Annotated in this window: 22 protein-coding genes and 1 tRNA gene; 18 read left to right on the top strand and 5 right to left on the bottom strand. The window is 60.2% G+C overall.

The window, feature by feature from the left end; genetic code table 11:
- The first annotated feature begins 92 nt into the window (after positions 1-92).
- From F506_RS15525 to F506_RS15510, 4 genes are all read left to right on the top strand, one after another.
- Complete coding sequence (locus F506_RS15525; RefSeq protein ID WP_053198875.1) at positions 93-959, top strand: alpha/beta fold hydrolase; 867 nt, start codon at positions 93-95, stop codon at positions 957-959.
- Positions 960-1,001: 42 nt separating this feature from the next.
- A complete protein-coding gene (locus F506_RS15520; RefSeq protein ID WP_053198873.1) occupies positions 1,002-1,352 on the top strand; it encodes a RidA family protein in 351 nt (116 codons plus the stop codon).
- A 73-nt stretch (positions 1,353-1,425) separates the two neighbouring features.
- The gene (locus tag F506_RS15515) at positions 1,426-3,684 is read left to right on the top strand and encodes a RelA/SpoT family protein (RefSeq protein ID WP_053198871.1); all 2,259 of its coding nucleotides are present in this window, start codon (positions 1,426-1,428) and stop codon (positions 3,682-3,684) included.
- 114 nt (positions 3,685-3,798) lie between these two features.
- A tRNA-Val gene (locus F506_RS15510) sits at positions 3,799-3,875 on the top strand.
- On the opposite strand, the gene F506_RS23185 is transcribed toward F506_RS15510, so the two are convergent.
- Both F506_RS23185 and F506_RS15505 read right to left on the bottom strand, forming a co-directional pair.
- Positions 3,870-4,082 (bottom strand): hypothetical protein, encoded by a 213-nt coding sequence (locus F506_RS23185; RefSeq protein ID WP_144424069.1) that lies wholly within the window; start codon positions 4,080-4,082, stop codon positions 3,870-3,872. The genes F506_RS15510 and F506_RS23185 overlap by 6 nt on opposite strands.
- Positions 4,083-4,116: 34 nt before the next feature.
- A complete protein-coding gene (locus F506_RS15505; RefSeq protein ID WP_053198869.1) occupies positions 4,117-4,866 on the bottom strand; it encodes a GntR family transcriptional regulator in 750 nt (249 codons plus the stop codon).
- A gap of 289 nt (positions 4,867-5,155) precedes the next feature.
- Here F506_RS15505 and F506_RS15500 point away from each other — a divergent pair, with 289 nt between their 5' ends.
- The 3 genes from F506_RS15500 to F506_RS15485 all read left to right on the top strand — a co-directional run bounded on the left by F506_RS15500 (position 5,156) and on the right by F506_RS15485 (position 11,112).
- On the top strand, positions 5,156-6,373 hold the full coding sequence (locus F506_RS15500; RefSeq protein ID WP_053198867.1) for a pyridoxal-phosphate-dependent aminotransferase family protein: 1,218 nt from the start codon (positions 5,156-5,158) through the stop codon (positions 6,371-6,373).
- Between the two features lie 190 nt (positions 6,374-6,563).
- Positions 6,564-7,847 carry an MFS transporter gene (locus F506_RS15495; RefSeq protein WP_053198865.1) on the top strand — a complete coding sequence of 428 codons (1,284 nt, stop codon included), beginning with the start codon at positions 6,564-6,566 and terminating at the stop codon, positions 7,845-7,847.
- Between the two features lie 259 nt (positions 7,848-8,106).
- Complete coding sequence (locus tag F506_RS15485) at positions 8,107-11,112, top strand: FAD-binding and (Fe-S)-binding domain-containing protein (RefSeq protein ID WP_053198862.1); 3,006 nt, start codon at positions 8,107-8,109, stop codon at positions 11,110-11,112.
- 185 nt (positions 11,113-11,297) lie between these two features.
- On the opposite strand, the gene F506_RS23175 is transcribed toward F506_RS15485, so the two are convergent.
- On the bottom strand, positions 11,298-11,786 hold the full coding sequence (locus tag F506_RS23175) for a hypothetical protein (protein ID WP_144424068.1): 489 nt from the start codon (positions 11,784-11,786) through the stop codon (positions 11,298-11,300).
- 218 nt (positions 11,787-12,004) lie between these two features.
- Between F506_RS23175 and thrS the strand changes: the two genes are divergently transcribed.
- From thrS to F506_RS15440, 9 genes are all read left to right on the top strand, one after another.
- Positions 12,005-13,912, top strand: coding sequence for a threonine--tRNA ligase (thrS, locus tag F506_RS15480; RefSeq protein WP_053201694.1), 1,908 nt, complete (start codon positions 12,005-12,007; stop codon positions 13,910-13,912).
- Positions 13,913-13,977: 65 nt separating this feature from the next.
- Positions 13,978-14,499: a translation initiation factor IF-3 gene (infC, locus tag F506_RS15475; RefSeq protein WP_083457935.1), complete on the top strand. Its 522-nt coding sequence runs from the start codon at positions 13,978-13,980 to the stop codon at positions 14,497-14,499.
- Positions 14,500-14,753: 254 nt separating this feature from the next.
- Positions 14,754-14,951, top strand: a complete 198-nt coding sequence (rpmI, locus tag F506_RS15470) for a 50S ribosomal protein L35 (RefSeq protein WP_053198860.1) — start codon at positions 14,754-14,756, stop codon at positions 14,949-14,951.
- A 20-nt stretch (positions 14,952-14,971) separates the two neighbouring features.
- Positions 14,972-15,331: a 50S ribosomal protein L20 gene (gene rplT / locus F506_RS15465; RefSeq protein ID WP_007882754.1), complete on the top strand. Its 360-nt coding sequence runs from the start codon at positions 14,972-14,974 to the stop codon at positions 15,329-15,331.
- 235 nt (positions 15,332-15,566) lie between these two features.
- Positions 15,567-16,583, top strand: coding sequence for a phenylalanine--tRNA ligase subunit alpha (gene pheS, locus F506_RS15460; RefSeq protein WP_053198857.1), 1,017 nt, complete (start codon positions 15,567-15,569; stop codon positions 16,581-16,583).
- Between the two features lie 123 nt (positions 16,584-16,706).
- Complete coding sequence (gene pheT / locus F506_RS15455; RefSeq protein WP_053198855.1) at positions 16,707-19,133, top strand: phenylalanine--tRNA ligase subunit beta; 2,427 nt, start codon at positions 16,707-16,709, stop codon at positions 19,131-19,133.
- A gap of 35 nt (positions 19,134-19,168) precedes the next feature.
- The gene (locus F506_RS15450) at positions 19,169-19,582 is read left to right on the top strand and encodes an integration host factor subunit alpha (RefSeq protein WP_050977690.1); all 414 of its coding nucleotides are present in this window, start codon (positions 19,169-19,171) and stop codon (positions 19,580-19,582) included.
- Positions 19,583-19,594: 12 nt separating this feature from the next.
- Positions 19,595-19,990, top strand: a complete 396-nt coding sequence (locus F506_RS15445; protein ID WP_053198853.1) for a MerR family transcriptional regulator — start codon at positions 19,595-19,597, stop codon at positions 19,988-19,990.
- Between the two features lie 84 nt (positions 19,991-20,074).
- Positions 20,075-20,638, top strand: coding sequence for a GNAT family N-acetyltransferase (locus tag F506_RS15440; RefSeq protein WP_235471170.1), 564 nt, complete (start codon positions 20,075-20,077; stop codon positions 20,636-20,638).
- Position 20,639: 1 nt separating this feature from the next.
- Here F506_RS15440 and F506_RS22730 read toward each other — a convergent pair whose 3' ends face one another.
- Together F506_RS22730 and F506_RS15430 are read right to left on the bottom strand one after the other, a co-directional pair.
- Complete coding sequence (locus F506_RS22730) at positions 20,640-23,153, bottom strand: aldo/keto reductase (protein ID WP_083457932.1); 2,514 nt, start codon at positions 23,151-23,153, stop codon at positions 20,640-20,642.
- A gap of 31 nt (positions 23,154-23,184) precedes the next feature.
- Complete coding sequence (locus F506_RS15430; RefSeq protein WP_053198851.1) at positions 23,185-24,144, bottom strand: glycosyltransferase; 960 nt, start codon at positions 24,142-24,144, stop codon at positions 23,185-23,187.
- 267 nt (positions 24,145-24,411) lie between these two features.
- Between F506_RS15430 and F506_RS15425 the strand changes: the two genes are divergently transcribed.
- Both F506_RS15425 and F506_RS15420 read left to right on the top strand, forming a co-directional pair.
- Positions 24,412-25,227 (top strand): WecB/TagA/CpsF family glycosyltransferase, encoded by an 816-nt coding sequence (locus F506_RS15425; RefSeq protein ID WP_053198849.1) that lies wholly within the window; start codon positions 24,412-24,414, stop codon positions 25,225-25,227.
- Complete coding sequence (locus tag F506_RS15420; protein WP_053198847.1) at positions 25,224-26,630, top strand: undecaprenyl-phosphate glucose phosphotransferase; 1,407 nt, start codon at positions 25,224-25,226, stop codon at positions 26,628-26,630. Before F506_RS15425 ends, F506_RS15420 begins: the two co-directional genes overlap by 4 nt.
- Positions 26,631-26,644: the final 14 nt, after the last annotated feature.

The following is a 26,644-nucleotide window of genomic DNA, read 5'->3' as shown; positions in this document are numbered from 1 at the left end:
AGTCACGCCGTGCCGCCACCGGCCATTTCCAGTCTGTAACATCCACGCAGGTAGTAAAATGTGGGTTACTCCAATTCAAATCGGTTGAGACCATGACACAAGCTGTATTGAAGACAGTTCAATGTATTTCGCCTTCCGGTTTGCATTCCATGGCGTACAAAGAGTGGGGCGATCCGCATAATCCGAATGTGCTGGTCTGCGTCCACGGCGTGACGCGAGTGAGCGACGACTTTGACGTGATGGCGCGGGACCTGTGCGACACCTATCGGGTGGTGTGTCCCGACGTGGTCGGCCGCGGCCGTTCCGGCCGCCTGGGCAATCCCCAGCACTATGCGATTCCGCAGTACGTCAGCGACATGGTCACGCTGCTGGCGCGGCTGGATGCCGAAAGCGTCGACTGGTTCGGCACCTCGATGGGCGGCCTGATCGGCATGGGACTTGCATCCTTGCCGGACAATCCGGTGCGCCGCCTGGTGCTCAACGATATCGGCCCGTCCATCAATGGTTCGGCGCTGGCGCGCATCGGTGAATATATCGGCCAGGACGTGCGTTTCGCCACGTTCGAGGAAGCCGCGTTATATATCAGGACGATCTCTGCGAGCTTCGGCCCGCATACCGATGAAGAGTGGCACAAGCTGGCAAGCGACGTTTTGCGCCAGGATGAAGAGGGCAAATGGAAGCGGCATTACGACTTGCGCCTGGCCGAGCCGTTCAAGGCCATGACGCCGGAAGCGGCCAGCGTCGGCGAAGCGATGCTATGGGCCGCTTACGATGCGATCCGCTGTCCGACGCTGCTGGTGCGCGGCGCGCAATCCGACCTGCTGCTGCCGGAGGTGGCGCAGGCCATGACACAACGCGGTCCCAAGGCCAAACTGGTGGAGCTGGAGGGAGTCGGCCACGCACCGACTTTCATGCACGCCCGGCAAATCCAGGTGGCCAAGGACTTTTTGCTCGGTTGAGCTGATTCGCAACCGGGCTCTTATTGATTGAAAGGAAGCATCATGACAGTTCAACGTCTGCACGTCGGCAAGCGTCTTTCCGAAGTCGCCATCCATAACGGCACCGTCTACCTGGCGGGCCAGATCGCCGAAGACACCACCCAGAACATCGAAGGCCAGACGCGCGAAGTGCTGGGCCATATCGACCGCCTGCTGGCTGAAGCCGGCAGCAGCAAGGAGCATATCCTGTCGTGCCAGATCTATATCGCCGACGTCAAGGATTTCGAAGGCATGAACGCCGTGTGGGATGCCTGGGTAGCCGCCGGCAACACGCCTCCGCGCGCTACCGTCGAAGCCAAGCTGGCGCGTCCGGAATTGCTGGTCGAAATCATCATCGTCGCCGCGCAAAAGTAATCTTTCAAGCAATCTCCAACGCGGTCTTCAACGCGCGGTCTTCAACGTTCTATCGTATTCGGGCAAAGGTTTCATGGTTTCTGTCGTCGCAGTTCAGCAGGAGGGCAATGCCTCCATCGTCGCCGGCCTGAGTCCGGAAGACAGCGCGCGCGTGCTGGAGGCGCTGGCCTTCGTCGAGCCGATCTATCGCGGCAAGTCGATTACCTCAGGGCAGGATGCGCTGGCATTCGTGCAGGGCGTGGCAGGGGTGCTGACGGCGCTGAACGTCGACGCCGAGACGCGCATCGCCGGGCTGCTGTTCGAACTGCATATCCTCGATCTCGACGTGGCGGCGACGATCGAAGAGCGCTACGGCAAGGATATCGCCGACCTGGTCGCCGGCGTGCGCCAGCTGATGCGTTTCCATGGTCTGACTTTCCAGCATCCGCAGGAAGTCTTGCGCGGCAAGAACGCGGCGCAGCAGGCTGCGGCGCAGATCGAGACCCTGCGCAAGATGCTGCTGGCCATGGCCACCGACATGCGCGTGGTGCTGGTGCGCCTGGCCTCGCGCGTGACGACCTTGCGCTATTTCGCCGAGAACAAGATGGAGAACGAGACCACCGCGCAATATGCGCGCGAGACCTTCGATCTCTATGCGCCGCTGGCCAATCGCCTCGGCATCTGGCAGCTCAAATGGGAGCTGGAGGATTTATCCTTCCGCTTCATCGAGCCGGTCACGTACAAGCGCATCGCCAAGATGCTGGAAGAGAAGCGCATCGAGCGCGCCGAGTTTGTCGCAACCGCCATCGAGCGCCTGCGCACCGAGCTGACTACCGCCGACATCAAGGCGGAAGTCTCGGGGCGGCCCAAGCACATCTACAGCATCTGGAACAAGATGCGCGGCAAGTCCATCGATTTCTCCGAGCTGTACGACGTGCGCGCCTTCCGTGTCATCGTCGACGATGTCAAGGATTGCTACACGGTGCTCGGCATCATCCACAACATCTGGGTGCCGATTCCCAAGGAATTCGACGATTACATTTCGCGCCCCAAGCAGAACGGCTATCAGTCGCTGCACACGGTGGTGGTGGCGGAAGACGGTCGTCCGCTGGAAGTGCAGATCCGCACGCGTGAAATGCATCATTTCGCCGAATACGGCGTGGCCGCGCACTGGCGCTACAAGGAAAGCGGCGGTTCCAATTTCGCCGCGCAGAAGTACGACGAAAAGATCGCCTGGCTGCGCCAGCTGCTGGCCTGGAAGAGCGAAGTTTCCGACGCCGTCGTGGAGCAGGAAGAAGTGCGCCGCGACTGGGTCGAGAAGCTCAAGTCGACCACGCTCGACGAGCGCATCTATGTCTTGACGCCGCAGGCGCGCGTGATCGAATTGCCGAGCGGCGCCACGCCGATCGATTTCGCCTATCACCTGCACAGCGATGTCGGCCATCGCTGCCGCGGTGCTCGCGTCGACGGCGTCATGGTGCCGCTCAATACGCCGCTCAAGAACGGCCAGACCGTCGATATCATCACCGTCAAGAGCGGCCCCGGCGTCGGTCCGTCGCGCGACTGGCTGAGCGCCGGTTATGCCGCCAGTTCGCGCACGCGCTCCAAGGTGCGCGCCTGGTTCAACGCCATCGAACAGCAAGAGACGCTGGCGCACGGCCGCACCGTGCTGGAAAAAACGCTGCAGCGCGAAGGCAAGACCGCCGTCAACCTGGAAGAACTGGCGCACAAGCTCGGCTTCGCCAAGGTCGACGATCTGTGCCTGTCGCTGGGCAAGGACGAATTCAGCCCGCGCCAGATCGAGCAGATGTTGCATGAAGGCGAGGAGGGCAAGGAGAGTCGCCAGACCGAGCCCGACGAAGCCTCCATCACCCGCAAGAGCCGCGCCTCCAGCGTGGTGCAGGGCGCCAAGTCCGGCGTGCTGGTGGTCGGCACCGAAGGCTTGATGACGCAGCTGGCGCGTTGCTGCAAGCCGGCGCCGCCGGACACCATCGTCGGCTTCGTCACGCGCGGCAAGGGCGTGTCGATCCATCGCCTGACATGCAAGAACTTCACCGAGATGAGCAGCAAGGCGCCCGAACGCGTCATCCAGACCGAATGGGGCGCATCCGGCAAGGACACGGTCTATCCGGTCGACATCTTCGTGCTGGCCGGTGACCGCCAGGGTTTGCTGCGCGATATTTCGGAAATCTTCCTGCGCGAAAAGATCAACGTCATCGGCGTCAGCACGCAAAGCATGAAGGGGCAGGCGCGCATGGGCTTCACCGCCGAGATCGGTTCGACTGCGCAATTACAGAAGGCGCTGGCCGTGATCCGCGAAGTGAAGGGTGTGCTGGAAGCCAGGCGGCAGTAGGCGTTGCGGCTGGTTGCCTGATTGCCGCAGAGTCGCCGGGGAAGATTTTTTTAAAAACTTTTCGCCGGGACTAGCCAAAAATAAAAAATGCCCCTATAATCTCGCTTCTTCACTAGGCGCGTAGCTCAGCTGGTTAGAGCACTACCTTGACATGGTAGGGGTCGTTGGTTCGAGTCCAATCGTGCCTACCAATATTCTTGATGTTGTCGAATATTGGTATCGAAGCAGGCGGCAAGGCTTCGTAAAAACAGCATCAAAAGCAAAATGAATAATGGAAGCGCAGTCCCGGCTTCCATTTTTGCTTTTCGTCTTCCGGATTTCTCTTCTTCTTCTTCTTCTTCTTCTTCTTCTTCTTCTTCCTCGTTCAGTTTCCCCGGCGCGAAAAAAAGCCACCGCAAGCGATGGCTCTCAGCGACAACTTCACAACTGTTTTTATTGATTATTCGTTTTCCCCGCAACGGGTTCGTCCGTGCCGGGCGACACTGGCACGTTCAATACGGCGTCGCGCTTGTCCAGCAGATGCTGGCGCAGGATCGCCGCCAGGCGTTTGCCGTCGCGCGCTTCCAGCGCCTTGACCATCTCGTCGTGATCGTGGGCAGCGCTGTCCCATTTTTCCGGGCGGAAGTTTGACTTGAAGCGCAGCGCCTGCAGGCGGCGGTTCAGGCCGAGATAGGTCTGGTGCAGCACCGAGTTGCGGGCGGCTTCGTTGATCTTGTTGTGGATGGCCTGGTTGCGGCTGTAATAGCCGGGCAGGTCGTTCTGCGCCTTGCAGGCCAGCATGGCGTAGTGCAGCGCCTTGATCTCGGCGACTTCCACCGGCGTGATGCGCTCGCATGCCAGTTCGCCGGACATGGCTTCCAGGCCGCTCATGAGTTCGAAGGTTTCCCAGATCTCGGTCTCTGTCATCTTCGACACCGACGCGCCGCGGTTGGGCGAGATTTCGATCAGGCCTTCGGCAGCCAACACCTTCAATGCTTCGCGCAAGGGCGTACGCGAAATGCCCAGCGTCTCGCACAGTTCGCGTTCGTTCAGTTTGGTGCCCGGCATCAGCACTGCTTCCACGATCAGATTGCGCAGATGCTCCACGACGGTGTCGTGCAGGCGCTGGCGCTCCAGTTTCGGCAGGGCGGCGGGGCTGCTTGGTTTCTCGGTCTGGTTTAGCTCAATGGTTGAATTTTGCATTCAAAATCCTTAATTTACTTCCTGACGCTATTTTAGCATCCATCGCTTCATTGCAAAAATACCAGCTTTCCGGTGTTGTATGGATGAAAAATATTGCCGCAAGACGCCTGCTTCTGATCTCAAGTAGTTATATATACACGGTTTTCCGCCAAAACCGCCGCCTCACTCGGTACTGGGAGTAAGGACTGCAATGACCAAATAATTCTTTACCTCTCCGAATCTCACTGATAAAGTATTTTGCATTCAAAATACAAAAATGAGTAAAAGACGAATTTCAAAGGAGAAATAAATGTTAAAACTCGACTTTCATCCAGCCGGCCGTCATTTCCTGCAAATTCCTGGTCCCAGCCCTGTGCCTGATCGCATCCTGCGCGCCATGAGCTTGCCCACCATCGACCATCGCGGCCCGGAATTCGGCGCGCTGGGCCGGCAGGTGCTGGATGGCATTAAGAAGATTTTCAAGACCGAGCAGCCGGTCATCATCTATCCGGCCTCCGGCACCGGCGCCTGGGAAGCTGCGCTGACCAACACCCTCAGCGCAGGCGACACCGTGCTGATGTACGAGACCGGCCACTTCGCCACGCTGTGGAAGAAGATGGCCGAAGCGCTCGGCCTGAAGCCTGAGTTCCTCGGCCTGCCCGGCATCGAGGGCTGGCGCCGCGGCGTGCAGGCCGACCTGATCGAAGAGCGCCTGCGCAAGGACAGCGGCCATCAGATCAAGGCCGTCTGCGTGGTGCATAACGAGACCTCGACCGGCGTGACCTCCGATATCGCTGCGGTGCGCCGCGCCATCGATGCCGCCGGCCATCCGGCGCTGCTGCTGGTGGATACGATTTCCGGCCTGGCGTCGGCGGATTATCGCCATGACGAGTGGGGCGTGGACGTGACCGTCTCTGGTTCGCAAAAGGGTCTGATGCTGCCGCCCGGCATCAGCTTCAATGCCGTGTCGAAAAAAGCGATTGAAGCCAGCAAGTCTTCCAGGTTGCCGAAGGCTTTCTGGGGCTGGAATGAAATCATCGAGATGAATGCCACCGGTTATTGGCCGTACACGCCCAACACCAATCTGCTGTACGGCTTGCATGAAGCGCTGGAGATGATCCTGGGCGAAGGCCTGGACAACGTCTTCGCGCGCCATGAGCGCCTGGCAGAAGCCTGCCGCCAGGCTGTCACGGCCTGGGGCCTGGAGATCCAGTGCGCCGATCCGGCCGTGTATTCGCCGGTGCTGACGGGCGTGATGACGCCGGCCGGTTTCGACGCGGATGCGATCCGCAAGGTGATTTACGAGAACTTCAACATGTCCCTCGGCACCGGCCTGGGCAAGATGAAGGGCGGCATGTTCCGCATCGGCCATCTGGGTGAAGCCAATGACCTGACGCTGATGGCGACGTTGGCCGGCTGCGAAATGGGACTGAAGCTGGCGGGCGTCAAGCTGGCCGGCAGCGGCGTGCAAGCCGCGATGGACAACCTGACCGCGAAGAAGAACAAGCCGGCGCTGAAGGTCGCCTGATCATGCGAATCCGCCCGACTTGGCAAATGAAAAAGCAATAACGGAGGAAAGAACGCCGGCGCAGACCTTATGCAAGGACTGCGCCGGCAATGTGGATCAATCACGAAGGACCGGCGCAGCAACAACCCGCAGAGGAATCGAAACCACAGGTTTCACGGCGCGCCGGGGTACCCATACTGGAGACAAAGCAATGAGACACCTGCGCTTGCGCGCGACTACGGTCGTGCTATTGATGTTATGCATGATGTACTTCATCACCTACCTTGATCGCGTCAACGTCAGCACCGCCGCGGCCGGTTTTGCCAAGGAATTCAACCTCTCGAAGACGGAAATCGGTCTGGTCTTTTCGGCCTTCGCCTATCCCTATCTGGTATTTCAGATTATCGGCGGCTGGGTCAGCGACAAGTTCGGTGCGCGCCGCACGCTGATCTGGTGCGGCTTGCTGTGGGCGCTGGCGACGGTGCTGACCGGTTTTGCGGGCGGCCTGATTTCGCTGCTGCTGGCGCGCCTGCTGCTCGGTCTCGGCGAAGGCGCCACTTTCCCGGCGGCGACCACGGCAATGTCGCGCTGGGTGGCAAAAGACAAGCGCGGTTTCGCCCAGGGCATCACCCATGCGTTCGCCCGCATCGGCAATGCGGTGGCGCCGGCAGCGGTGGTGTGGATCATGGCCGAACACGGCTGGCGCGAGTCGTTCTATATCTTCGGCGCGTTCAGCCTGGTGTGGGTGATCGTCTGGGCCTTCGTGTTCACGGAAGATCCGGTCAGGCATCCGCGCATTACGCCGGAAGAGCTGGCGATCCTGCCGCCCGGCAAAAAGAAGAGCCCGCAGATTCCATGGGGACCGCTGTTCAAGCGCATGATGCCGGTCACTATCGTCTACTTCTGCTACGGCTGGACCTTGTGGCTGTTCCTGAGCTGGATCCCGCAATACTTCCTGCACAGCTATGACCTCGACATCAAGAAATCGGCGCTGTTCGCATCCAGCGTGTTCTTCGCCGGCGTGGTGGGCGACACCTTGGGCGGCATCGTCAGCGACAAGATCCTGAGAAGCACCGGCAACCTCAAGCGCGCCCGCAGCTACATGGTGTCGGTGTGCATGCTGCTGACCTTGCTGTCGCTGTTGCCGCTGATGTTCACTCACAACCTGTATGTATCGATCATCAGCCTGAGCGCAGGTTTCTTCTTCGCTGAAATGACGATCGGGCCGATGTGGGCGATTCCGATGGATATCGCGCCGGAATATTCGGGCACCGCCAGCGGCATGATGAATACCGGTTCGGCACTGGCCGCGATCATTTCGCCCGTGCTGTCGGGCTACCTGATCGATAAAACCGGCAACTGGGAACTGCCTTTCCTCGGCAGCATGGTGCTGATGGGTTTTGGCGTGTTGCTGGCGTTCCGCATGCAGCCTGACAGCAAGTTCGAAAACACCACGCCGGATGCAGGCGGCCAGGCAATCAAGGCGCGCGCCTGATTGCATCGGCGTGCATCAATGCATCAATGCGGGAATGCCGTGCGGGCGAATCGAGCCGGCGGCATTCCCGCGCATCATTCCATCGAGGTAGCCATGACAACTTTACTCTTCGCAGCTGAAGAGCTCGGCCATCTGCTGAGCGACGCCTACGCACGGCAGGCGATGGCGATCGTGCCGCCGGAGCTGGCGCCGATTCATTTTGAATTGAGCTGAGCGAATTCAGCTGGATCTTATCTTCGTTTTTTGACAGGACTACTTCATGCTGGTCAAGCCCATCCATCTGATTCCGTCAAGCGGGCGGAACACTGCAGCCACTACGCCATTCGCCATGCAATTGCAGCGCGAGATGCGCGGCGAAGTCATGTTCGGCAAAGCCGATCGCGGTCGTTACGCAACCGATGCATCCATCTATCAGATCATGCCCCTGGGCGTGGTGGTGCCGCGCGATCAGGCTGACCTGAAGCTGGCGCTCGACATCGCGCGCCAGCATCGCATGCCGGTGCTGGCGCGGGGCGCGGGCACCAGCCAGTGCGGCCAGACCGTCGGCGAGGCGCTGGTCGTCGACAACAGCAAATATCTGAATCAGGTGATCGACTTCGATCCAGCCGCGCGCACGATCACGGTTGAACCGGGCATGGTGCTCGATCATCTCAATGCCTGGCTCAAGCCGCACGGGCTGTGGTTTCCGGTCGATGTGTCGACGGCGGCGCAATGCACGATAGGCGGCATGTCGGGTAACAACTCCTGCGGTTCGCGTTCGATCGAATACGGGAACATGGTGCACAACGTGCTGGCCATCGATGCGGTGCTGGCCGACGGCGCCGAAGGCCGTTTCGGCCGTCTGCCGGAGATGCCCGGCAGTGGCCGCATCGGCGACATCGTGCGCGGATTGCAAGCGATTGCGCAGCGCGAGCGCGGCGAAATCATCGAGCGCGTTCCCAAGGTCCTGCGCCGCGTCGCCGGCTATAACATCGACATCTTCGATTGCCAGAACCCGCGCGCCTACACCGACGACGGTGTCGCCAACCTGGCGCACATCCTGATCGGTTCGGAAGGCACGCTGGCTTATAGCCGCCAGATCACGCTGGCGCTGATGCCGCTGCCGGCGCACAAGGTGCTCGGGGTGGTCAACTTTCCGACTTTTTATCAGTCGATGGACATGACCCAGCACATCGTCAAGCTGGGGCCGACCGCCGTCGAGCTGGTCGACCGTACCATGATCGATCTGGCGATCAGCAATCCGGCCTTCAAGCCGGTGATCGAGAAAGCGCTGGTCGGCCGGCCGGAGGCGATCCTGCTGGTGGAGTTCGCCGGCGAGAATCTCGACCGGCAGCTGGATAAACTGAAGCTGTTGAGCGAGCTGATGGGCGACCTCGGCTTGCCCGGCTCGGTGGTCGATATGCCTGTCGCCAGCGAGCAGAAGGCGCTGTGGGATGTGCGCAAAGCCGGCCTCAACATCATGATGAGCATGAAGGGTGACGGCAAGCCGGTATCCTTCATCGAAGACTGCGCCGTGCCGCTGGAGCATCTTGCCGAGTACACGCGCCAGTTGACCGAAGTCTTCCACAAGTACGGCACCGAAGGCACCTGGTACGCGCACGCCAGCGTCGGCACCCTGCACGTGCGGCCGATTCTCGACATGCGGCGCGGCGGCGCCAAAGACATGCGCGAGATCGCCGAAGCCGCCGCCGTGCTGGTGCGCAAATACAAGGGCGCCTATTCGGGCGAACATGGCGACGGCTTGTGCCGCGGCGAATGGGTGGCGTGGCAGTACGGACCGAAACTCAACGCCGCCTTCAGCGAGATCAAGGACTTGTTCGACCCGGACAACCGCTTCAATCCGGACAAGATCGTGCGGCCGCCGAAGATGGACGAAGCGGTCAACTTCCGCTTTGCCCCCGGCTATCGCGAACTGCCTTACCGTCCCGCGCTGGACTGGTCGCAATGGAACGTCAAGCGCGATCCGCTGAGCGGCAAGGAAAGCGCTCCGGGCAGCGGCGGCGACCGCAGCGACGGCCTCGCCAAGCTGGTCGAGATGTGCAACAACAACGGCCACTGCCGCAAGTTCGACGCCGGCACCATGTGCCCGAGCTATCGCGTCACGCACGATGAAAAACACGTCACGCGCGGCCGCGCCAACACGTTGCGGCTGGCCTTGTCGGGCCAGCTCGGCAGCGAAGGGCTGGCCAGTCCCGAGGTCAGGGAAGTGCTGGACCTGTGCGTCTCCTGCAAGGGCTGCAAGCGCGATTGCCCGACCGGTGTCGACATGGCCAAGGTCAAGATCGAAGCGCGCTCTGCATGGGCGGCCAGGAACGGCACCAGTCTGCGCGACAAGCTGATCGCCTACATGCCGGCTTACGCATCTTATGCGGGCAGCGTCGGTGGCGCATTGGCGCTGGCGGAAAGGATTCCGGTGATTTCCGGCTGGGTGAAGGGCTTGCTGGGGCTGGCGCCGCAACGCTCGCTGCCGCGTTTCCGCAAATCGTTCCTGGGCAATGTGCGCAGTTCGCCGATGACGCAGACAGGCAAGGAAGTCCTGCTTTTCGTCGACACCTTCAACAACAATATGGAGCCGGAGAATGCCCGCGCGGCACAGCAGGTGCTGGAGGCTGCCGGTTACCGGGTGCATTTCAATACCTTGCCGGGCCAGCGTCCCCTGTGTTGCGGCCGCACGTATCTGGCCGCCGGGCTGGTCGATCAGGCCAAGGCCGAAGCGCGCCGCACGCTTGATGCGCTGATGCCCTACGTGCGCAAGGGCGTGGCCGTGGTCGGGCTGGAGCCGTCCTGCCTGCTGTCCTTGCGCGACGAGTTCCTCAATTACGGTTATGGCGAAGAGGCGAAGCAGCTGGCGCAGTCGGCTTTCCTGTTTGAAGAGTTCCTGGTGCAGGAACACAAGGCCGGCAAGCTGAAGCTCGATCTGAAGCCCTTGCCGTCCAACAAGATCGTGTTGCACGGGCATTGCCATCAAAAGGCCTTTGACGCCTTCCGTCCGGTGCCGATGGTGCTGCAATGGATTCCGCAAGCGGACGTGTCGGTGGTGGAGTCCTCGTGCTGCGGCATGGCCGGCAGCTTCGGCTACGAAGAGGAGCACTACGCGGCATCGATGGCGATGGCGGAGTTGTCCTTATTGCCGGCGGTGCGCAAGGCCGCGGCGGATGCGATCGTGGTGGCCGACGGCACCAGCTGCCGTCATCAGATCCACGACGGCGCGGGGAGGGAGGCTCTCCACGTCGCGCGCGTGCTGGCGGCGGCGCTGGACGCTTAGGACATTGGTTTTCCGCAGGCGCGTTGTTTATTTGCGCCTGCGGCTTTGACATAATCATTTTTTGTGCTATATTGTTTGCTGTTCCTCGGTTCACAACCGGGCGGCAGGCCGAAAATCAATAAAAAGTGTTCGGTCAGCTGGTGAAGGTTACTCCGCATTACTTCTTCATTTTTGGCCGGTTCCGGTCATGTCTGTAGCAGCAATTCATTTGTAAATCTTCCTCGATACACAAGTTTTAACAAGAGGCTTCCTTGCGCATGTTCAGTTTTCGGCGTTCGTGCCGATACCAGAGCAGATTCACCTTTCGTCGTCGCCACTTTCCAGATAGGACTGGGCGACGGGAATCTCCTCTTGTATCCGCATTGCGCGTGCACATCCGTACATTGCCGATTGTTTGATTGCCGTGTCGATACCAGAGCAGATTCACCTTTCGCGCCACCACTTTCCAGATAGGACTGGGTGGCGGGATTCTTCTCTTGTATCGGCATCCGGGCAAGCCGGTCGCGCATCTCCGTTTCATCGTACCGATACAAGAGCAGGTTCCTCTTGAGGCCACTTTCCAGATAGGACTGGGCTTCGGGAGGCTGTTCTTGTATCGGTATTTCCACGCATGGGTGCGGCATTGTTTGATTGTTGCTATAATCCTCGCCTGTTTCATGGTTGTTTTCCGCCATGTCTGTTCAGCACCACCCCAACATCTGTAAGAGCGAGAAAGGCAAACCGGTTATGACACCGCGAACTACCACCAAGGTCTCTACGCGACGCTAGTCGGGTTCTTTTTCGTCTTCTGAAAAAGCGCGGCTGGTCCGCGTTTTTTTTCGTCCTTATTTTCCGTATTCTTCCGCATTCTATAAATCAAGCTTCGGCAAAATATGCCGGGATGGAGTTCAAAATGGTTTCAGTACGTCTCCCCGATGGTTCGCAACGTCAATTCGATGCACCCGTCACCGTGGCGCAAGTCGCCGCCAACATCGGCGCCGGCCTGGCCAAAGCGGCGCTGGCCGGCAAGGTCGACGGCAAGCTGGTCGACACATCTTTCCTGATCGAAAAGGATTCCGATCTGGCCATCGTTACCGACAAGGATGCGGACGGCCTGGAGGTGATCCGTCACTCGACCGCCCACTTGTTGGCGTATGCGGTGAAAGAGCTGTTCCCCGACGCACAGGTGACCATCGGTCCGGTGATCGACAACGGCTTCTATTACGACTTCGCCTACAAGCGTCCGTTTACGCCGGAAGACCTGGCCGCGATCGAAAAGAAAATGGCCGAGCTGGCCAAGAAGGACGAGCCGGTCACCCGCAAGGTGTTGCCGCGCGACGAAGCGGTGGCCTACTTCAAATCCATCGGCGAGGCCTACAAGGCCGAGATCATCGAATCCATCCCGCAGGATCAGGATGTCTCGCTCTATACCGAAGGCGGCTTCACCGACTTGTGCCGCGGTCCGCACGTGCCGTCCACCGGCAAGCTGAAGGTCTTCAAGCTGATGAAGCTGGCCGGCGCCTACTGGCGCGGCGACTCCAACAACGAGATGCTGCAGCGTGTCTACGGCACTGCCTGGGCCAAGAAGGAAGATCAGGAAAGCTACCTGCACATGCTGGAAGAAGCCGAAAAGCGCGACCACCGCAAGCTGGGACGCGCGCTGGACTTCTTCCACTTCCAGGACGAAGCGCCGGGCCTGATTTTCTGGCATCCGAAGGGCTGGTCGATCTGGCAGCAGGTCGAGCAATACATGCGTCGCGTGTATCAGGACAGCGGCTACCAGGAAGTCAAGGCGCCGCAAATCCTCGACCGCTCGCTGTGGGAAAAGACCGGCCATTGGGAAAACTACCGTGAAAACATGTTCACGACCGAGTCGGAAAACCGCGCCTATGCATTGAAGCCGATGAATTGCCCGGGCCATATCCAGATCTACAATTCCGGCCTGCACAGCTATCGCGACCTGCCGCTGCGTTACGGCGAGTTCGGCCAATGCCACCGCAACGAGCCTTCCGGCGCGCTGCACGGCATGATGCGCGTGCGCGGCTTTACCCAGGATGACGGTCACATCTTCTGTACCGAAGACCAGATCCAGGACGAAGTCGCCGCCTTCAACAAGGTGGTGCGCGAGGTCTACGACAATTTCGGCTTTACCGACGTCGCCGTGAAGCTGGCGCTGCGTCCGGAAAAGCGCATCGGCGAAGAAGCGGTCTGGGACAAGGCGGAAAATGCTCTGCGTGAAGCGATCCGCGCTTCCGGCACCGAATGGGAAGAGTTGCCGGGCGAAGGCGCGTTCTACGGTCCGAAGATCGAATATCACCTGAAGGATTCGATCGGCCGTTCCTGGCAGTGCGGCACCATGCAGGTCGATTTCTCGATGCCGGCGCGCCTGGGAGCGGAATATGTCACGGAAGACAACGACCGCAAGGTCCCGGTCATGCTGCACCGTGCGATTGTCGGTTCGCTGGAGCGTTTCATCGCGATTCTGATCGAAAACCACGCCGGCGCCATGCCGTTGTGGCTTGCTCCCGAGCAAGTCGTGATCCTGAATATTTCCGATGCGCAAGCCGAATACGTCAAAAACGTTGCTCAAACGCTGAAAAAACAAGGGTTTAGAGTGGTGACCGATTTGCGTAACGAGAAGATTACCTATAAAATACGGCAGCATTCTTTACAGAAGCCGCCCTATATTCTGGTGGTCGGCGATAAAGAGCGCGATACAAATACAGTGGCCGTGCGTGCGCGGGGCAATGTCGATCTGGGTGTCATGCCTATCGACGTCTTGGTGGAACGCCTCAGAACCGAGGTGGAAACCAAAGCCTAAAGGAGCAAAGCTCCTTCCAGCGCAAGAGCACGGCTTAATTTATTGGACGTTAAAAGGAAACTGCAATAGCTACTGACAAGTCGCATCGCATCAACGGTGAAATTACTGCACCGGAATTGCGTTTATCCGGGGTCAATAACGAGCCGCTTGGCATCGTCAATTTGGCTGAAGCTTTCCGTCTGGCGGAAGAGGCTAATGTGGATCTGGTGGAAATCGCACCGACCGCACAACCCCCTGTCGCGCGCCTCATGGATTATGGCAAGTTCAAATATCAGGAGCAGAAGAAAGCTCATGAAGCCAAGCTGAAGCAGAAAGTCATCCAGGTCAAGGAAGTCAAATTCCGCCCTGGCACGGATGACGGCGATTACAACATCAAGGTGCGTAACCTGACCAAGTTCCTGGAAGAGGGTGACAAGACCAAGATCACGCTGCGTTTCCGCGGCCGTGAAATGGCTCACCAGGAAATCGGCATGCGCGTGTTGGAGCGCCTGAAGGTCGATCTGGAGCCGTTTGGCCAGGTCGAGCAGTTTCCGAAGATGGAAGGACGCCAGATGATCATGGTCCTGGCGCCTAAAAAGAAGAAGTAAGCAGAAACAAGTACGAAGAAGCAGCCATGCTTCTTCGCGCATCGCAGGACAAGTCATTGCGATGCGTATTCCGGTCCAGCAAGCGATAGCTGTAGCGAAGCCGAAGATTTTGTCGGGAGGCAGTCGTTTTGTTTCCCGCAAAAGCAGCAGTGAAAACTGCTGCCAATAAGTGAGAGCAGGCATCCAAGAGCAACGCATTGTTGCCACCTGCAATCATCAAAAAATGGAGCTGTCCGAAAAGGACAGATAGTGTCATGCCAAAAATGAAGACGAAAAGCAGCGCCAAAAAGCGCTTCCGCGTCCGTCCAGGCGGTACCGTTAAACGCGGTCAAGCGTTCAAACGTCACATCCTGACCAAAAAGACCACCAAGAACAAACGTCAATTGCGCGGCGCAGTGGGAGTCCACGAGACTAACCTGTCGTCGGTTCGCGCAATGCTGCCGTTCGCTTAACCTCACACTAAGGAGCTACTATGCCTAGAGTTAAACGTGGGGTAACAGCACGTGCCCGTCATAAAAAAGTCCTGGCGCAAGCCAAGGGTTACCGTGGTCGCCGCAGCACCGTCTATCGTATCGCCAAGCAAGCAGTCATGCGCGCCGGCCAATACGCATATCGTGACCGCCGCAACAAGAAGCGCGTTTTCCGTGCCCTGTGGATCGCCCGTATCAACGCTGCTGCTCGTGAGCATGGCGTGACATACAGCGTGTTCATGAACGGCCTGAAGCGTGCTTCGATCGAACTGGACCGCAAGGTTCTGGCCGATATGGCAGTGACTGACAAGCCAGCGTTCGCTGCGATTGTCAATCAGGTGAAGGCCAACATCGCTAAGTAATTGGCCGTGTTGATGCAGCCGTCGTCCGGTACCGGGCGGCGCTGCAAAAATCCTGCGGGGCAGAGGTGAAATACCTATGCCCCGTAGTCGTTTCAGGCAGTCCGTTTCAGATCGCACTCAGTTGCAATTTGAAGCAGCTGTTTTCATTCCGATTTCATTTTTTCGACTTCGTCGTCAAGGCCGAACGGCTTTTGGATTACTCAGATTTCCATCTGAATGGAGCGAGACTTACCGCATGAATCCCCTAGAACAACTCGTTGCACAGGCCCAGGCCGATTTCGCCGGCGCACCTGACGCCGCCGCCCTGGAAAACGCCAAAGCCAAGTATCTCGGCAAGACCGGACAGATTACCGAGCAGATGAAGGGCCTGGGCAAGCTGGCGCCGGAAGAGCGCAAAGTGCAGGGCGCCGTCATCAATGCCGCCAAGGAGCAGATCGAGAACGCGCTGACCGCGCGCCGTGACGCTCTCGCCAACGCGCAGATGCAGGAACGCCTGAACGCCGAAGCGATCGATGTCACCTTGCCGGGCCGCGGCCGTGGCAAGGGCGGCATTCATCCGGTGATGCGTTCGTGGGAACGGGTTGAAGAAATCTTCCGCTCGATCGGCTTCGACGTCGCCGACGGTCCGGAAATCGAAACCGACTGGACCAATTTCTCCGCCCTGAACAGCCCGGAAAACCACCCCGCGCGTTCGATGCAGGACACCTTCTACATCGAAGGCAACGACACCCAGGGCAAACCGCTGCTGCTGCGCACGCACACCAGTCCGATGCAGGTGCGTTATGCGCGCATGAACAAGCCGCCGATCAAGGTCATTGCGCCGGGCCGTACCTATCGCGTCGACAGCGATGCAACCCATTCGCCGATGTTCCACCAGGTCGAAGGCCTGTGGATCGCCGAAGATATCAGCTTCGCCGACCTCAAGGGCGTCTACCTCAATTTCGTCAAGGCCTTCTTCGAAACCGACGATCTGCAGGTGCGCTTCCGCCCCTCGTATTTCCCGTTCACCGAACCGTCGGCGGAAATCGACATCGCCTTCGGCAGCGGTCCGCTGAAGGGCCGCTGGCTTGAAGTGTCCGGCGCCGGCCAGGTGCATCCGAGCGTGGTGCGCAACATGGGTCTCGATCCCGAACAATACATCGGCTTCGCGTTCGGCTCCGGCCTGGAGCGCCTGACGATGCTGCGCTATGGCATCAACGACCTGCGCCTGTTCTACGAAGGCGATTTGCGTTTCTTGAAACAATTCAATTAACGCAATTCAACTAACGCGATTCAATTGAACAATGTGATGCAGGGCAGGTGCGAACGCATTCGCGCCGCTCTGCGAACTGTGTGGACTGTCCGGATTTCCGGATCATAGCTGAAGGTTGGAATCATGCAATTCTCTGAAAACTGGTTGCGCACCATGGTCAATCCGAAGATGACTTCGGATGAGTTGTCGCACATGCTGACGATGTCGGGCCTGGAAGTGGAAGAAGTCGAAGCGGTCGCGCCGCCGTTCTCCAACGTGGTCGTCGGCGAAGTGCTGGAAGTCGCCAAGCACCCCAACGCCGATCGCCTGAACGTCTGCCAGGTGGACGTCAAGACCGGCACCATCCTCAACATCGTCTGCGGCGCGCCGAACGTGCGCGTCGGCATGAAAGTGCCTTGCGCGATGGCCGGCGCCGTGCTGCCTCCGGGTGCCGACGGCAAGCCGTTCGAGATCAAGGTCGGCCAGCTGCGCGGCGTCGAGTCGCAAGGCATGCTGTGCTCCGCGCGCGAATTGAAGCTGTCGGAAGATCACGGCGGCTTGCTCGAGTTGCCGGACGATGCGCCGGTCGGCCAGAATTTCCGCGATTACTTCCTGCTTAACGACCTCAAGTTCACCATCAAGCTGACGCCGAACAAGGCCGATTGCCTGTCCGTGCTCGGCGTGGCGCGCGAAGTGTCGGCCCTGACCGATACGCCGCTGAAGCAACCGACGTTCCAGACCGTCGCCGTCAACCTCGACGAAAAACTGCCGGTCAAAATTTCTGCGCCGGACCTGTGCGGTCGTTTTGCCGGTCGCGTGATCCGTGGCCTGAACGCCAGGGCGGCGACCCCGCAATGGATGAAGCAGCGCCTTGAGCGCAGCGGCCAGCGTCCGATCTCCGCGCTGGTGGATATTTCCAACTACGTCATGCTGGAACTGGGCCGTCCGTCGCACGTGTTCGACCTGGACAAAATCCACGGCAGCCTTGACGTGCGCTGGGGCAAGAAGGGCGAGCAGATCAAGCTCCTCAACGGCAACACCGTTGAAGTCGACGAATGGGTCGGCGTGATCGCCGACGACAAGGAGCTCGAATCGCTGGCCGGCATCATGGGCGGCGACGCCACCTCGGTCTCGCTCGACACCACCAATATCTACCTGGAAGCCGCGTTCTGGTTCCCGCAAGCGATCCAGGGCCGTGCACGCCGCTATAACTTCTCGACCGATGCAGCGCATCGCTTCGAGCGCGGCGTCGACTTCGCCACCGTGGTCGAACATATCGAGCGCATCACCGCCTTGCTGGTCGAAATCTGCGGCATGCCCGACACCAAGGTCGCAGCGGTCGACGACCAGATCGTCAACCTCCCCAAACGCGAACCGGTCAAGGTGCGCACTGCGCGCGCCACCAAGGTGATCGGCGTGGCCATCACCGACGACATGATCGCCAATATCTTCACCCGCCTCGGCCTGCAATTCACGCAAGAGCCGGGCCTGTTTGCGGTCACGCCGCCGTCGTTCCGCTTCGACATCGAAATCGAAGAAGACCTGATCGAAGAAATCGCGCGCGTGTACGGCTTTGAAAACATCCCGGCCTTGCCGCCGGTGGCCGCCAGCGAAATGAAGATCGCGCCGGAAAACATCCGCTCGTTGTTCGCCATCCGTCATCTGCTGGCTGATCTCGATTATCAGGAAGTGGTCAATTTCAGCTTCGTCGACAGCGCATGGGAAGCCGACTTCGCCGGCAACCAGGCGCCGATCAAGCTGCTCAATCCGATTGCCAGCCAGATGAACGTGATGCGCTCCTCGCTGATCGCCAGCCTGGTCGCCAACGTGCGTTACAACATCAACCGCAAGGCCAACCGCGTGCGCGTGTTCGAAATCGGTGCGGTGTTCCATCGCGATGCGCAAGTCCAGGACGGTCCGCTGGAAGTGGCCGGCTATCGTCAACCGAAGCGCGTCGCCGGCCTGGCCTACGGCCCGGTGGCTGACGAGCAATGGGGCCAGGATGCACGTAATGTCGATTTCTTCGACGTCAAAGCGGATCTGGAAGCCTTGTTCGCGCCGCGCGCCTTGCGTTTTGCGCGTGTCGATCATCCGTCGCTGCATCCGGGACGCTCGGCCCAGGTCATGCTGGACGGCAAGGACATCGGCCTGATCGGTGAACTGCATCCGCGCCTGCAACAGAAATACGACCTGCCGCTGGCGCCGGTCGTGTTCGAAGTCGATGCGGCTGCGCTGCAGCAGCGTGATGTGCCCGCTTACGTGGAAATCTCCAAATTCCCGGCGGTCACGCGCGACCTCGCACTGGTCGTCAAACAAGCGGTTCAGGTCCAGGAATTGCGTGATATTTTCGCTGCTGAACAGCAGGACAACGCTGTCTGCCGAATCATCCAAGCCTTTGTTTTATTTGATGAATATCAAGGAAAGGGTCTGGAAAATGACGAAAAAAGTCTTGCTTTCCGATTCACCTTGCAAGATACTCAAAACACACTCCAGGACGACACAGTTGACGCTGCAATGGCCGCTATCGTAGCCGCTGCGACGGGTAAGCTTGCCGCCAGATTGCGTGCATAACAATTTATAAATCGGTAAGAGGCGACTCACCCGTCATGAACAACGTGAATTCAAGCGAATTTCAATCTGTGCTGGATGCCGACCTGCAACGCGCCGTACTCGAATCCGAGGTGCGCTCGCAGGCGGAAAAAAATCTCCCGACGCTGACCAAGGCAGAACTTGCCGAACTTTTGTTCGAGCAAGTTGGTCTCAACAAGCGCGAAGCGAAGGACATGGTTGAAACTTTCTTCGACGAAATTCGCAATGCGCTCGAACGCGGCGAAGCGGTCAAGCTCTCTGGATTCGGTAATTTCCAGTTGCGCGACAAGCCGCAGCGCCCCGGTCGCAATCCCAAGACGGGCGAAGAGATTCCGATTACTGCGCGTCGCGTCGTCACTTTCCACGCCAGCCAGAAGCTCAAGGAAATGGTCGAGGTATCGAGCGGCCAGCCTCTCGCCCTTGCTGTGTAACGTACCCATTCCATGAACGAACGCGTCAATAAACCTGCGGTGATCGTATTGCCGCCGATTCCCGCCAAACGCTATTTCACTATCGGTGAAGTCAGCGAACTGTGCGGCGTCAAGCCGCACGTACTGCGCTACTGGGAGCAGGAATTCACCCAGCTCAAGCCGGTCAAGCGGCGCGGCAATCGCCGCTATTACCAGCATCATGAAGTGCTGCTGATCCGCCGTATCCGCGAACTGCTGTACGAGCAAGGCTTCACCATCAGCGGCGCCCGCAACAAGCTCGACGGTCACTTGCATGAAGACCAGCAGGAGATCGCCGAAGACATCGAGATCTCGATAGGCGCCGAAGAAATCGAAGCCATGCGCGCCGAGCTCAGCGGCATCCTGCAATTGCTGAGTCCGCGCACCTGATCCGGTCCACGCCGCTGCGGCGATGATGCACGACAAGAAGCTGCCGGCAACGGCGGCTTTTTTTGCTTCTGGCGTATGGATGACATGACAAAAACGGAACGTGAGCAGAACATGAACCACGGCGTTCGTAACGGCGTCGCCTGGCGCGCCATGCAGGAAAGCGATTTGCCTGCTGTGACGGCGATTGCCGCAGAAGTGCATCCGGACTATCCGGAATCGCCTGCGGTGTTCGTCGAGCGGTTGCGCCTGTTTGCGGCGGGCTGCCTGATCGCCGCCGATGCGAACGGGACCGTGCTCGGTTACGCCATCGCCCATCCGGCCGTGCTGGGGCAGCCACCGGCGCTGGATTCCTTATTGGGGGAATTGCCGCCGCAGGCTGATTGCCTGTACCTGCACGACGTCGCATTGACCGAGGCGACGCGCCAGTCCGGTCTCGGCGGCGCGCTGGTCGGATACCTCAGGGAGTTGGCCTTCGCTCAGGGATTTGCCTGCGCCGCATTGATGGCGGTCAATAACTCGGCGGCGTACTGGCGGCGGCATAGTTTCATCTCGTTCGCACGCGTCGACGCGGCATTGGCGAAGAAGATCGCCAGCTACGGCAGCGATGCGCAATACCTGGTATCGGATACCGGCCGGCAATCCCGCTGAATTACAACCCCGCGCGCGCCAGCTCGGCCACGCGCTCCACGCGCCGCGTCGACACCAGGATGGAGCCGCCCGGATTGCGTTGCAGCGCTTGACGCAATACGTCCGCACCGTCGCTTCCCGGCTGCGCGCCTCCCGCCAGATATCCATACGTGAATTGCAATGCGCGCTGATGCTGCGCGAGGACGTCAGCCTGGCGTTTGTCCAGGCTGTCGCGCACCTGCACGACCGGCGCCAGCGACGGTGCGGCTTGCAGCATGGCGGCGATCATCGGCGCTTCGCCGGCGATGCCGAAGTGGCGGATCTTGCCGGCTTGCACCTGCGACTCCAGCCAGCGTTGCCATTCCTCGGCGGCGATCAGCGCCTGCACCGGCTCGTGCAGGAACAGCACGTCCAGCCAATCGCGGCGCAGGCGTCGCAAGCTGTCGTCGAGGCTCTTTTGCGCGCGTGCGACGCTCCAGTCGACCACCGGTTTGTTCAGGGTCGGCAAGGCCTTGCCGGCGACTTTGCGCAGCAGGATTTCGGGGATGCCGGGGCCGGCGCCGTTCGGTCCGTACAGACCGACCTTGCTGGCGATGGTGATGCGCTGCAATTCAGCCGCGGGCAATTCGCCGAGCGATTTTTCCGCCAGGCCGAAGCCGTAATACGGCGACGTGTCGAAGTGCGTGAAGCCGGCGTCGAGCGCCGCCCTCAGCAGCGCCTGCCGCTGCGGGCCCTTGAACAGGTGATGCAAGCTGGCGGTGCCGAACGACAGCCGGCTGACGTCCAGCGAAGTGCCGGGGATACGGATGGTTTGCATGCGCGGGGATCCGGGTTGGAATGAAAGGGGAGTGTGGGCGGCGTAGGGAGCACGCGTCGGCGTGGCGGCATCTGCCGCGACAGGTGCGCTCAGGCGCTGCGCAAGCCGATCCGCCAGCCTGGCCGCCAGCGCTACCGCGAGGAAGGTCGGATTGGCTTCGCCGGTGGTCGGGAAAACGCTGCTCGAAGCAATGTGCAGATTGGCGACGCCATGCACCTGGCAATGGCGATCCACCACGCCAAATTGCGGATCGTCATGCATGCGCGTGGTGCCGACCTGGTGGAAACCATCGGTGGCCTGTTCCAGGATATGGCCGATGCGCTGATCCGGCGAACGATGGTATTCGACCGTGCCTTTGCCGGCGGCGCGCAGTTGCCGGTCGAGGATTTCGTGCGCCTTGAGCGCCGATTCGGCATCGTCCCTGAGATAGCGGAAATCGATGGTCAGGCGCGGCATGCCGTGGGCGTCGCGCTCCTGGTTCAGCATCACGCGGCTGTCCGGATTGGGAATCTGCTCGGCGTGGTAGTTGAGCGCATAAGTACCGCCCTGATTGCGCAGCACGAAACCCGGCTTGCGCACCGCAGAGGCATAGCGCAGGCGCAGAATGGTCAGCACGTCGGCCGCGGCTTGCCAGGGACGGCGCAGTACGTTGAGCAGATGCGCGCCATAGCGATATGGTGGCGGTCCGACATGACGCAGGCGGATCGCTTCCGAAATCATGCGGCGGCCGATGGCTGGGATCGACAGCCCGAGGAACACCAGCGACAGCGTCGGATTGCGATGGCGCTCGTCGTGGAACGGCGGATTGTCCGCGAAGAACGAGGTGTTCAGCACGTGATGCCGGCGCTGCGCCTGTTCCGATATCGTGAAGCGGCGGCGTACGTATGCACCGGTGTCGTCGGCCGAAAAATCGAGGTCGGCGAAATCGCCCGGCTGCGTCAACGTCAGGCTGGCGATGCTGCCGAAGATGTGGCCCATGTAGTAGCGGCCGAGCGGCCCGCCGATGCCGCCGAACAGGGCCGGATGTCCCTGTTGCACCGACAGCAGCAGGCGTGTGGTTTCAAGCCCGCCGCCGGCCAGTACGTAGTGCCGCGCCTGCGGAACGATAGCGACATTCCGGTGACGCGCCTGCAGCGACTTGACCGAGCGCTCGTCGTCGTCGAAGGCGATGCCCGTGACGGTGGCGTCGAACAGGATGTTGATGTCAGGCGAGGCCAGCACGCGCGGGCCGAGCTTGCCCACCAGCTTCGGCTGGCGCGCCCAGCGCTCCAGTTGCGACAGTTCGACTTCACTCATTTCAGGCCAGTGCTGTGGAGGCTGGCGGAATTGCGCGGTGCCGCAGTCGAGGTAGTCGGCGGCCTTGCCGTACCACGGCAGCACCTCGTCCAGTGTGAATGGCCATCCCGAGTGCGGCACATACTTGCGCGCTTCGAAGTCGATCGCCTCGAACGGCACGCAGCGTCCGCCCCACAGCCAGGAACTGCCGCCCAGCGCGCGGTTCGACGCCAGTTCCATCGGCGCGTGAGCCTGCCGGTCGAGTACGGTGGCGTGCGACCATGCCTGCGTCGCCGGATTGTGCTCGGCGCCGCCGGACTCCAGCAGCAGCACCTGCAGGCCGTGCGTCGCTGCTTCCAGCGCCAGCGTGAGTCCGACCGGGCCGGCGCCGACTACGCAGAGATCGAAGGTCCGGTCGGCCGGCAGCGCTGTCAGTATCGGCATGGAAGCGAGAAACGCGGATTCATTGAGATGCTCATTTCTTGCCGAAGAAGTGGTGCTTCAGGCGCGCCATCTGCCATTGGCGCAGATAGCGCCGGAATTCGAGATTTTCATAGCGCGGCAGGCGGCGCAGGCCGGACCAGAAATAGCTGAAGATCATCAGCAAGCCGCCGATGATCACCGGCTTTTCGCGCATGCGGTTGATGCCGGTGGCGATCGCGTACAGCGGATGGTAGCCCATGTACCAATTGCCCCGGCCCCAGCGCAGACGGCCTTCGTAGATGTGCTTATCGGACGAACCCATGATGCGGTGGTGCCACAGCCAGGCCTTGGGATCGTAGTAGCAGAACGTCTTCCAGCCCTTCATCCACGCCGTATGGACGTCGATGCCATCCCACGACAGATGCTGGACGAAGCCGCCGATGTCTTCGAACGCGGTGCGCTTGTACAGCTTGAACTGGCCGGCCACCTGCTCGTCAATATGGCTTTCTTCGATGAACTGGCCGTCCTCGTGGCGATACACCTTGCCGGACACGGCCGCCAGCTTGGGATCCTCATCGAGCTTCTGGAACATGTGTTCCAGGTAGTGCGGGCCGAAGGACATGTCTCCATCGAGCTTGGCGATGTACTGGTAATCCTTGTGCCGGATGTGCTCGACGCCGAAATTGAAGGCGGCGATGACGCCGCCGCCCAGCTTGCGGAAGCCGCGGTTCTGGCGCGGCACGAGGCGGATGAAGGGATATTTTTCGGCGTATTCGCGCACGATGTCCGGGGTGGCGTCGGCCGAGCCGTCATCCACCAGGATCCATTCCAGCGGCCGGAACGTCTGCGCCACCATCGAGTCCATCGTCAGGCGCAGGTATTGCGACTCGTCGCGCACCGGCGAGATGATGACCAGCGGCACGACGCGCGGATCAGTCGCTGGAGGCGCTTCCACCGGCTCCAGGGGCTGTTTTTGAGCCTGCTTTTTGGCCTGTTGCTGAGCGTCCTGCATAAGGTCTTCCTTGTGCATATCTTGTCTCGTGTAAATAAATTTGTAGCCGGGCTCAGTCTTGCTTATGCTTGCGTATGCTGTCTGATACAGACACCCAAATCAAGAATTAATGAGTAAATTGATGTCAAATAGCGAGTATTCATCTCGTAATATTGCTAGAATGATATCAAAGTAATGATGTTATATAGTTAACTATTTTGAGTGGCGTGTGACTGCTGACACCTTGGGTTCCTGAATTCGAATCGCTTCTTCACCTCGCCGGAACGCATGACAAAACAAACCGCATTTCCGACGTCTTCTCTGTTCGGACTCGATATCTGCGCTGCGAGTTTCACCGGCGCCGCTGCACAATTGATGCAACTGGCCGGCCGCCGCGAGGGACCGCCGGCGATCGTGGTGACGCCCAACGTCGATCATGTGGTGCGGCTCGACGCCGATGCGCAGTTTCGCCGGCTGTATGTGCAAGCCGATTACATTTTTGCCGACGGCATGCCCTTGGTCTGGGCCAGCCGCCACAGCGCGACGCCGTTGCCCGAACGGGTGACCGGCTCCGATCTGTTCGTACAGCTTGCGCGCACGGCGGCAACGCAGCAATTGCCCGTCTTCGTGATCGGCGGCATGCCGGGTCAGGAAGCCATGCTGACCGACGCGTTCGAACGCGTGTATCCGGGTTTGCAAGTGGAGTTGTATTGCCCGTCCATGCAATTCGACCCCACCGGCACCGAAGGACTTGAAGCGCTGCGGCGCGTGAACGCGATGCGGCCCGGCATCGTGTTCGTGTGCCTCGGCATGCCCAAGCAGGAGCGTTGGGCATTCGCCCACAAGGACGACATGCAGGCCGGCGTCGTCATGTGCGTCGGCGCGGCGATGGAGTTTGCGCTCGGCTTCAAGTCGCGCGCGCCGCTCTGGATGCAGAAAATCGGCATGGAGTGGTTCTGGCGCCTGGCCTCGGAGCCGCGCCGCCTGTGGCGCCGCTACATCGTGCAGGGCTCGAAGTTCGCCGGACTGCTGCAGCGCGAGTGGGGGCAGCAAAAGCAGCAGCGTACAATCAATGACAACCAGAAGACAGGGAGCGGCCATTGAGCTTTTATTCCGACAAGCGCAACCACCACACTACCTTGCTCGGGTTGGCCATCGGCGCAGCCTATGCGTTGACGATCATCCTGACGCTGGAAATCTGCGTCGCGATTTATCAATGGGCGGACTTCGCCACCTTCAATTTCGTCGCCGTCGTCGCCGGCGTGACCGGTTTCATCGTCTTCAGCGACTTGCGCCGCTATGCCGTCGACAATGCCGCGCTCATGGTGCATCGCTTCGGCACCATCGTGAGGCTGTGGATCGGCACCTTCTTCGTGGTGGTGCTGGCGTTGTACCTGACCAAGACCGGCACCGAGTTTTCGCGGGTGGTGATGACGCTGTGGCTGGTCGTTACGCCATTCACGCTGACGCTGACCTCGCTGGGTTGCCGCTGGTGGGCCTTGCGCATGTACACCGCCAAGGGCGAACGCCGTACGGCGATCTTTGTCGGCTTCAGCGAGGATGCGCAGCGCCTGGCGGAGTCGTTCCAGACCTCAAAAATGCTGGGCATCACGCCGATGGGATTCTTCGACAATCGCCAAGGTACGCAGCGTGTCGGATCCGAGCTGCCTCGCCTGGGCAGCCTGATGGAAGCGATCGAATGGATCGAGCGCAATCCGGTGGACGTCGTGTTCGTCGGCCTGGTGCATGCGCGCACCAGCGACATCGCACCGGTGGTGGATGCACTGCATGATTCGGTGGCGTCGGTGTATTTCGTGCCGGATTCCAAACTGTTCGGGCTGGGTCATATGCAATACGCCGAGATGGCAGGCACGCCGGTGCTGGTGGCCTATGAGACGCCATTCATCGGCATCACGCGCCTGCTCAAGCGCTTCGTCGACGTCATCATGTCGTTCCTGATCCTGCTGCTGCTGAGCCCGGCCCTGCTGGCCATCGCCATCGGGGTCAAGCTGTCGTCGCCGGGGCCGGTGGTGTTCCGCCAGATGCGCTACGGCGTCGGCGGGCAGAAGATTGTGGTGTCGAAATTCCGTTCCATGCGCAACGATCCCTTGCCACGAACCGGCGAAATCAAACAGGCGACGGTCGGCGATGCGCGCGTGACGCCGTTCGGACGTTTCCTGCGCAAGACCTCGCTCGATGAACTGCCGCAATTCTTCAATGTCCTGGAAGGCTCGATGAGCATCGTCGGACCGCGCCCGCATGCGGTCCAGCATAACGAGCTGTATCGCAAGCAGGTCAAGGGTTACATGCTGCGCCACAAGGTCAAGCCCGGCATCACCGGCTGGGCCCAGGTCAACGGCCTGCGCGGCGAGACCGACACGCTCGACAAGATGCAGCGCCGCATTGAATACGACCTGTACTACATCCGCAACTGGTCGCTCGGGCTCGACTTCAAAATCATTTTGCGCACGGTGCTGGTGGTCTTCAAAGACCGCAACGCCTACTAGAGCGGCGTCGCGCA

This window comes from Herbaspirillum hiltneri N3 (assembly GCF_001267925.1).
In the GTDB taxonomy this organism is placed as follows: Bacteria; Pseudomonadota; Gammaproteobacteria; order Burkholderiales; family Burkholderiaceae_D; genus Herbaspirillum; species Herbaspirillum hiltneri.
This window is presented reverse-complemented; position numbering and strand designations above follow the sequence as displayed.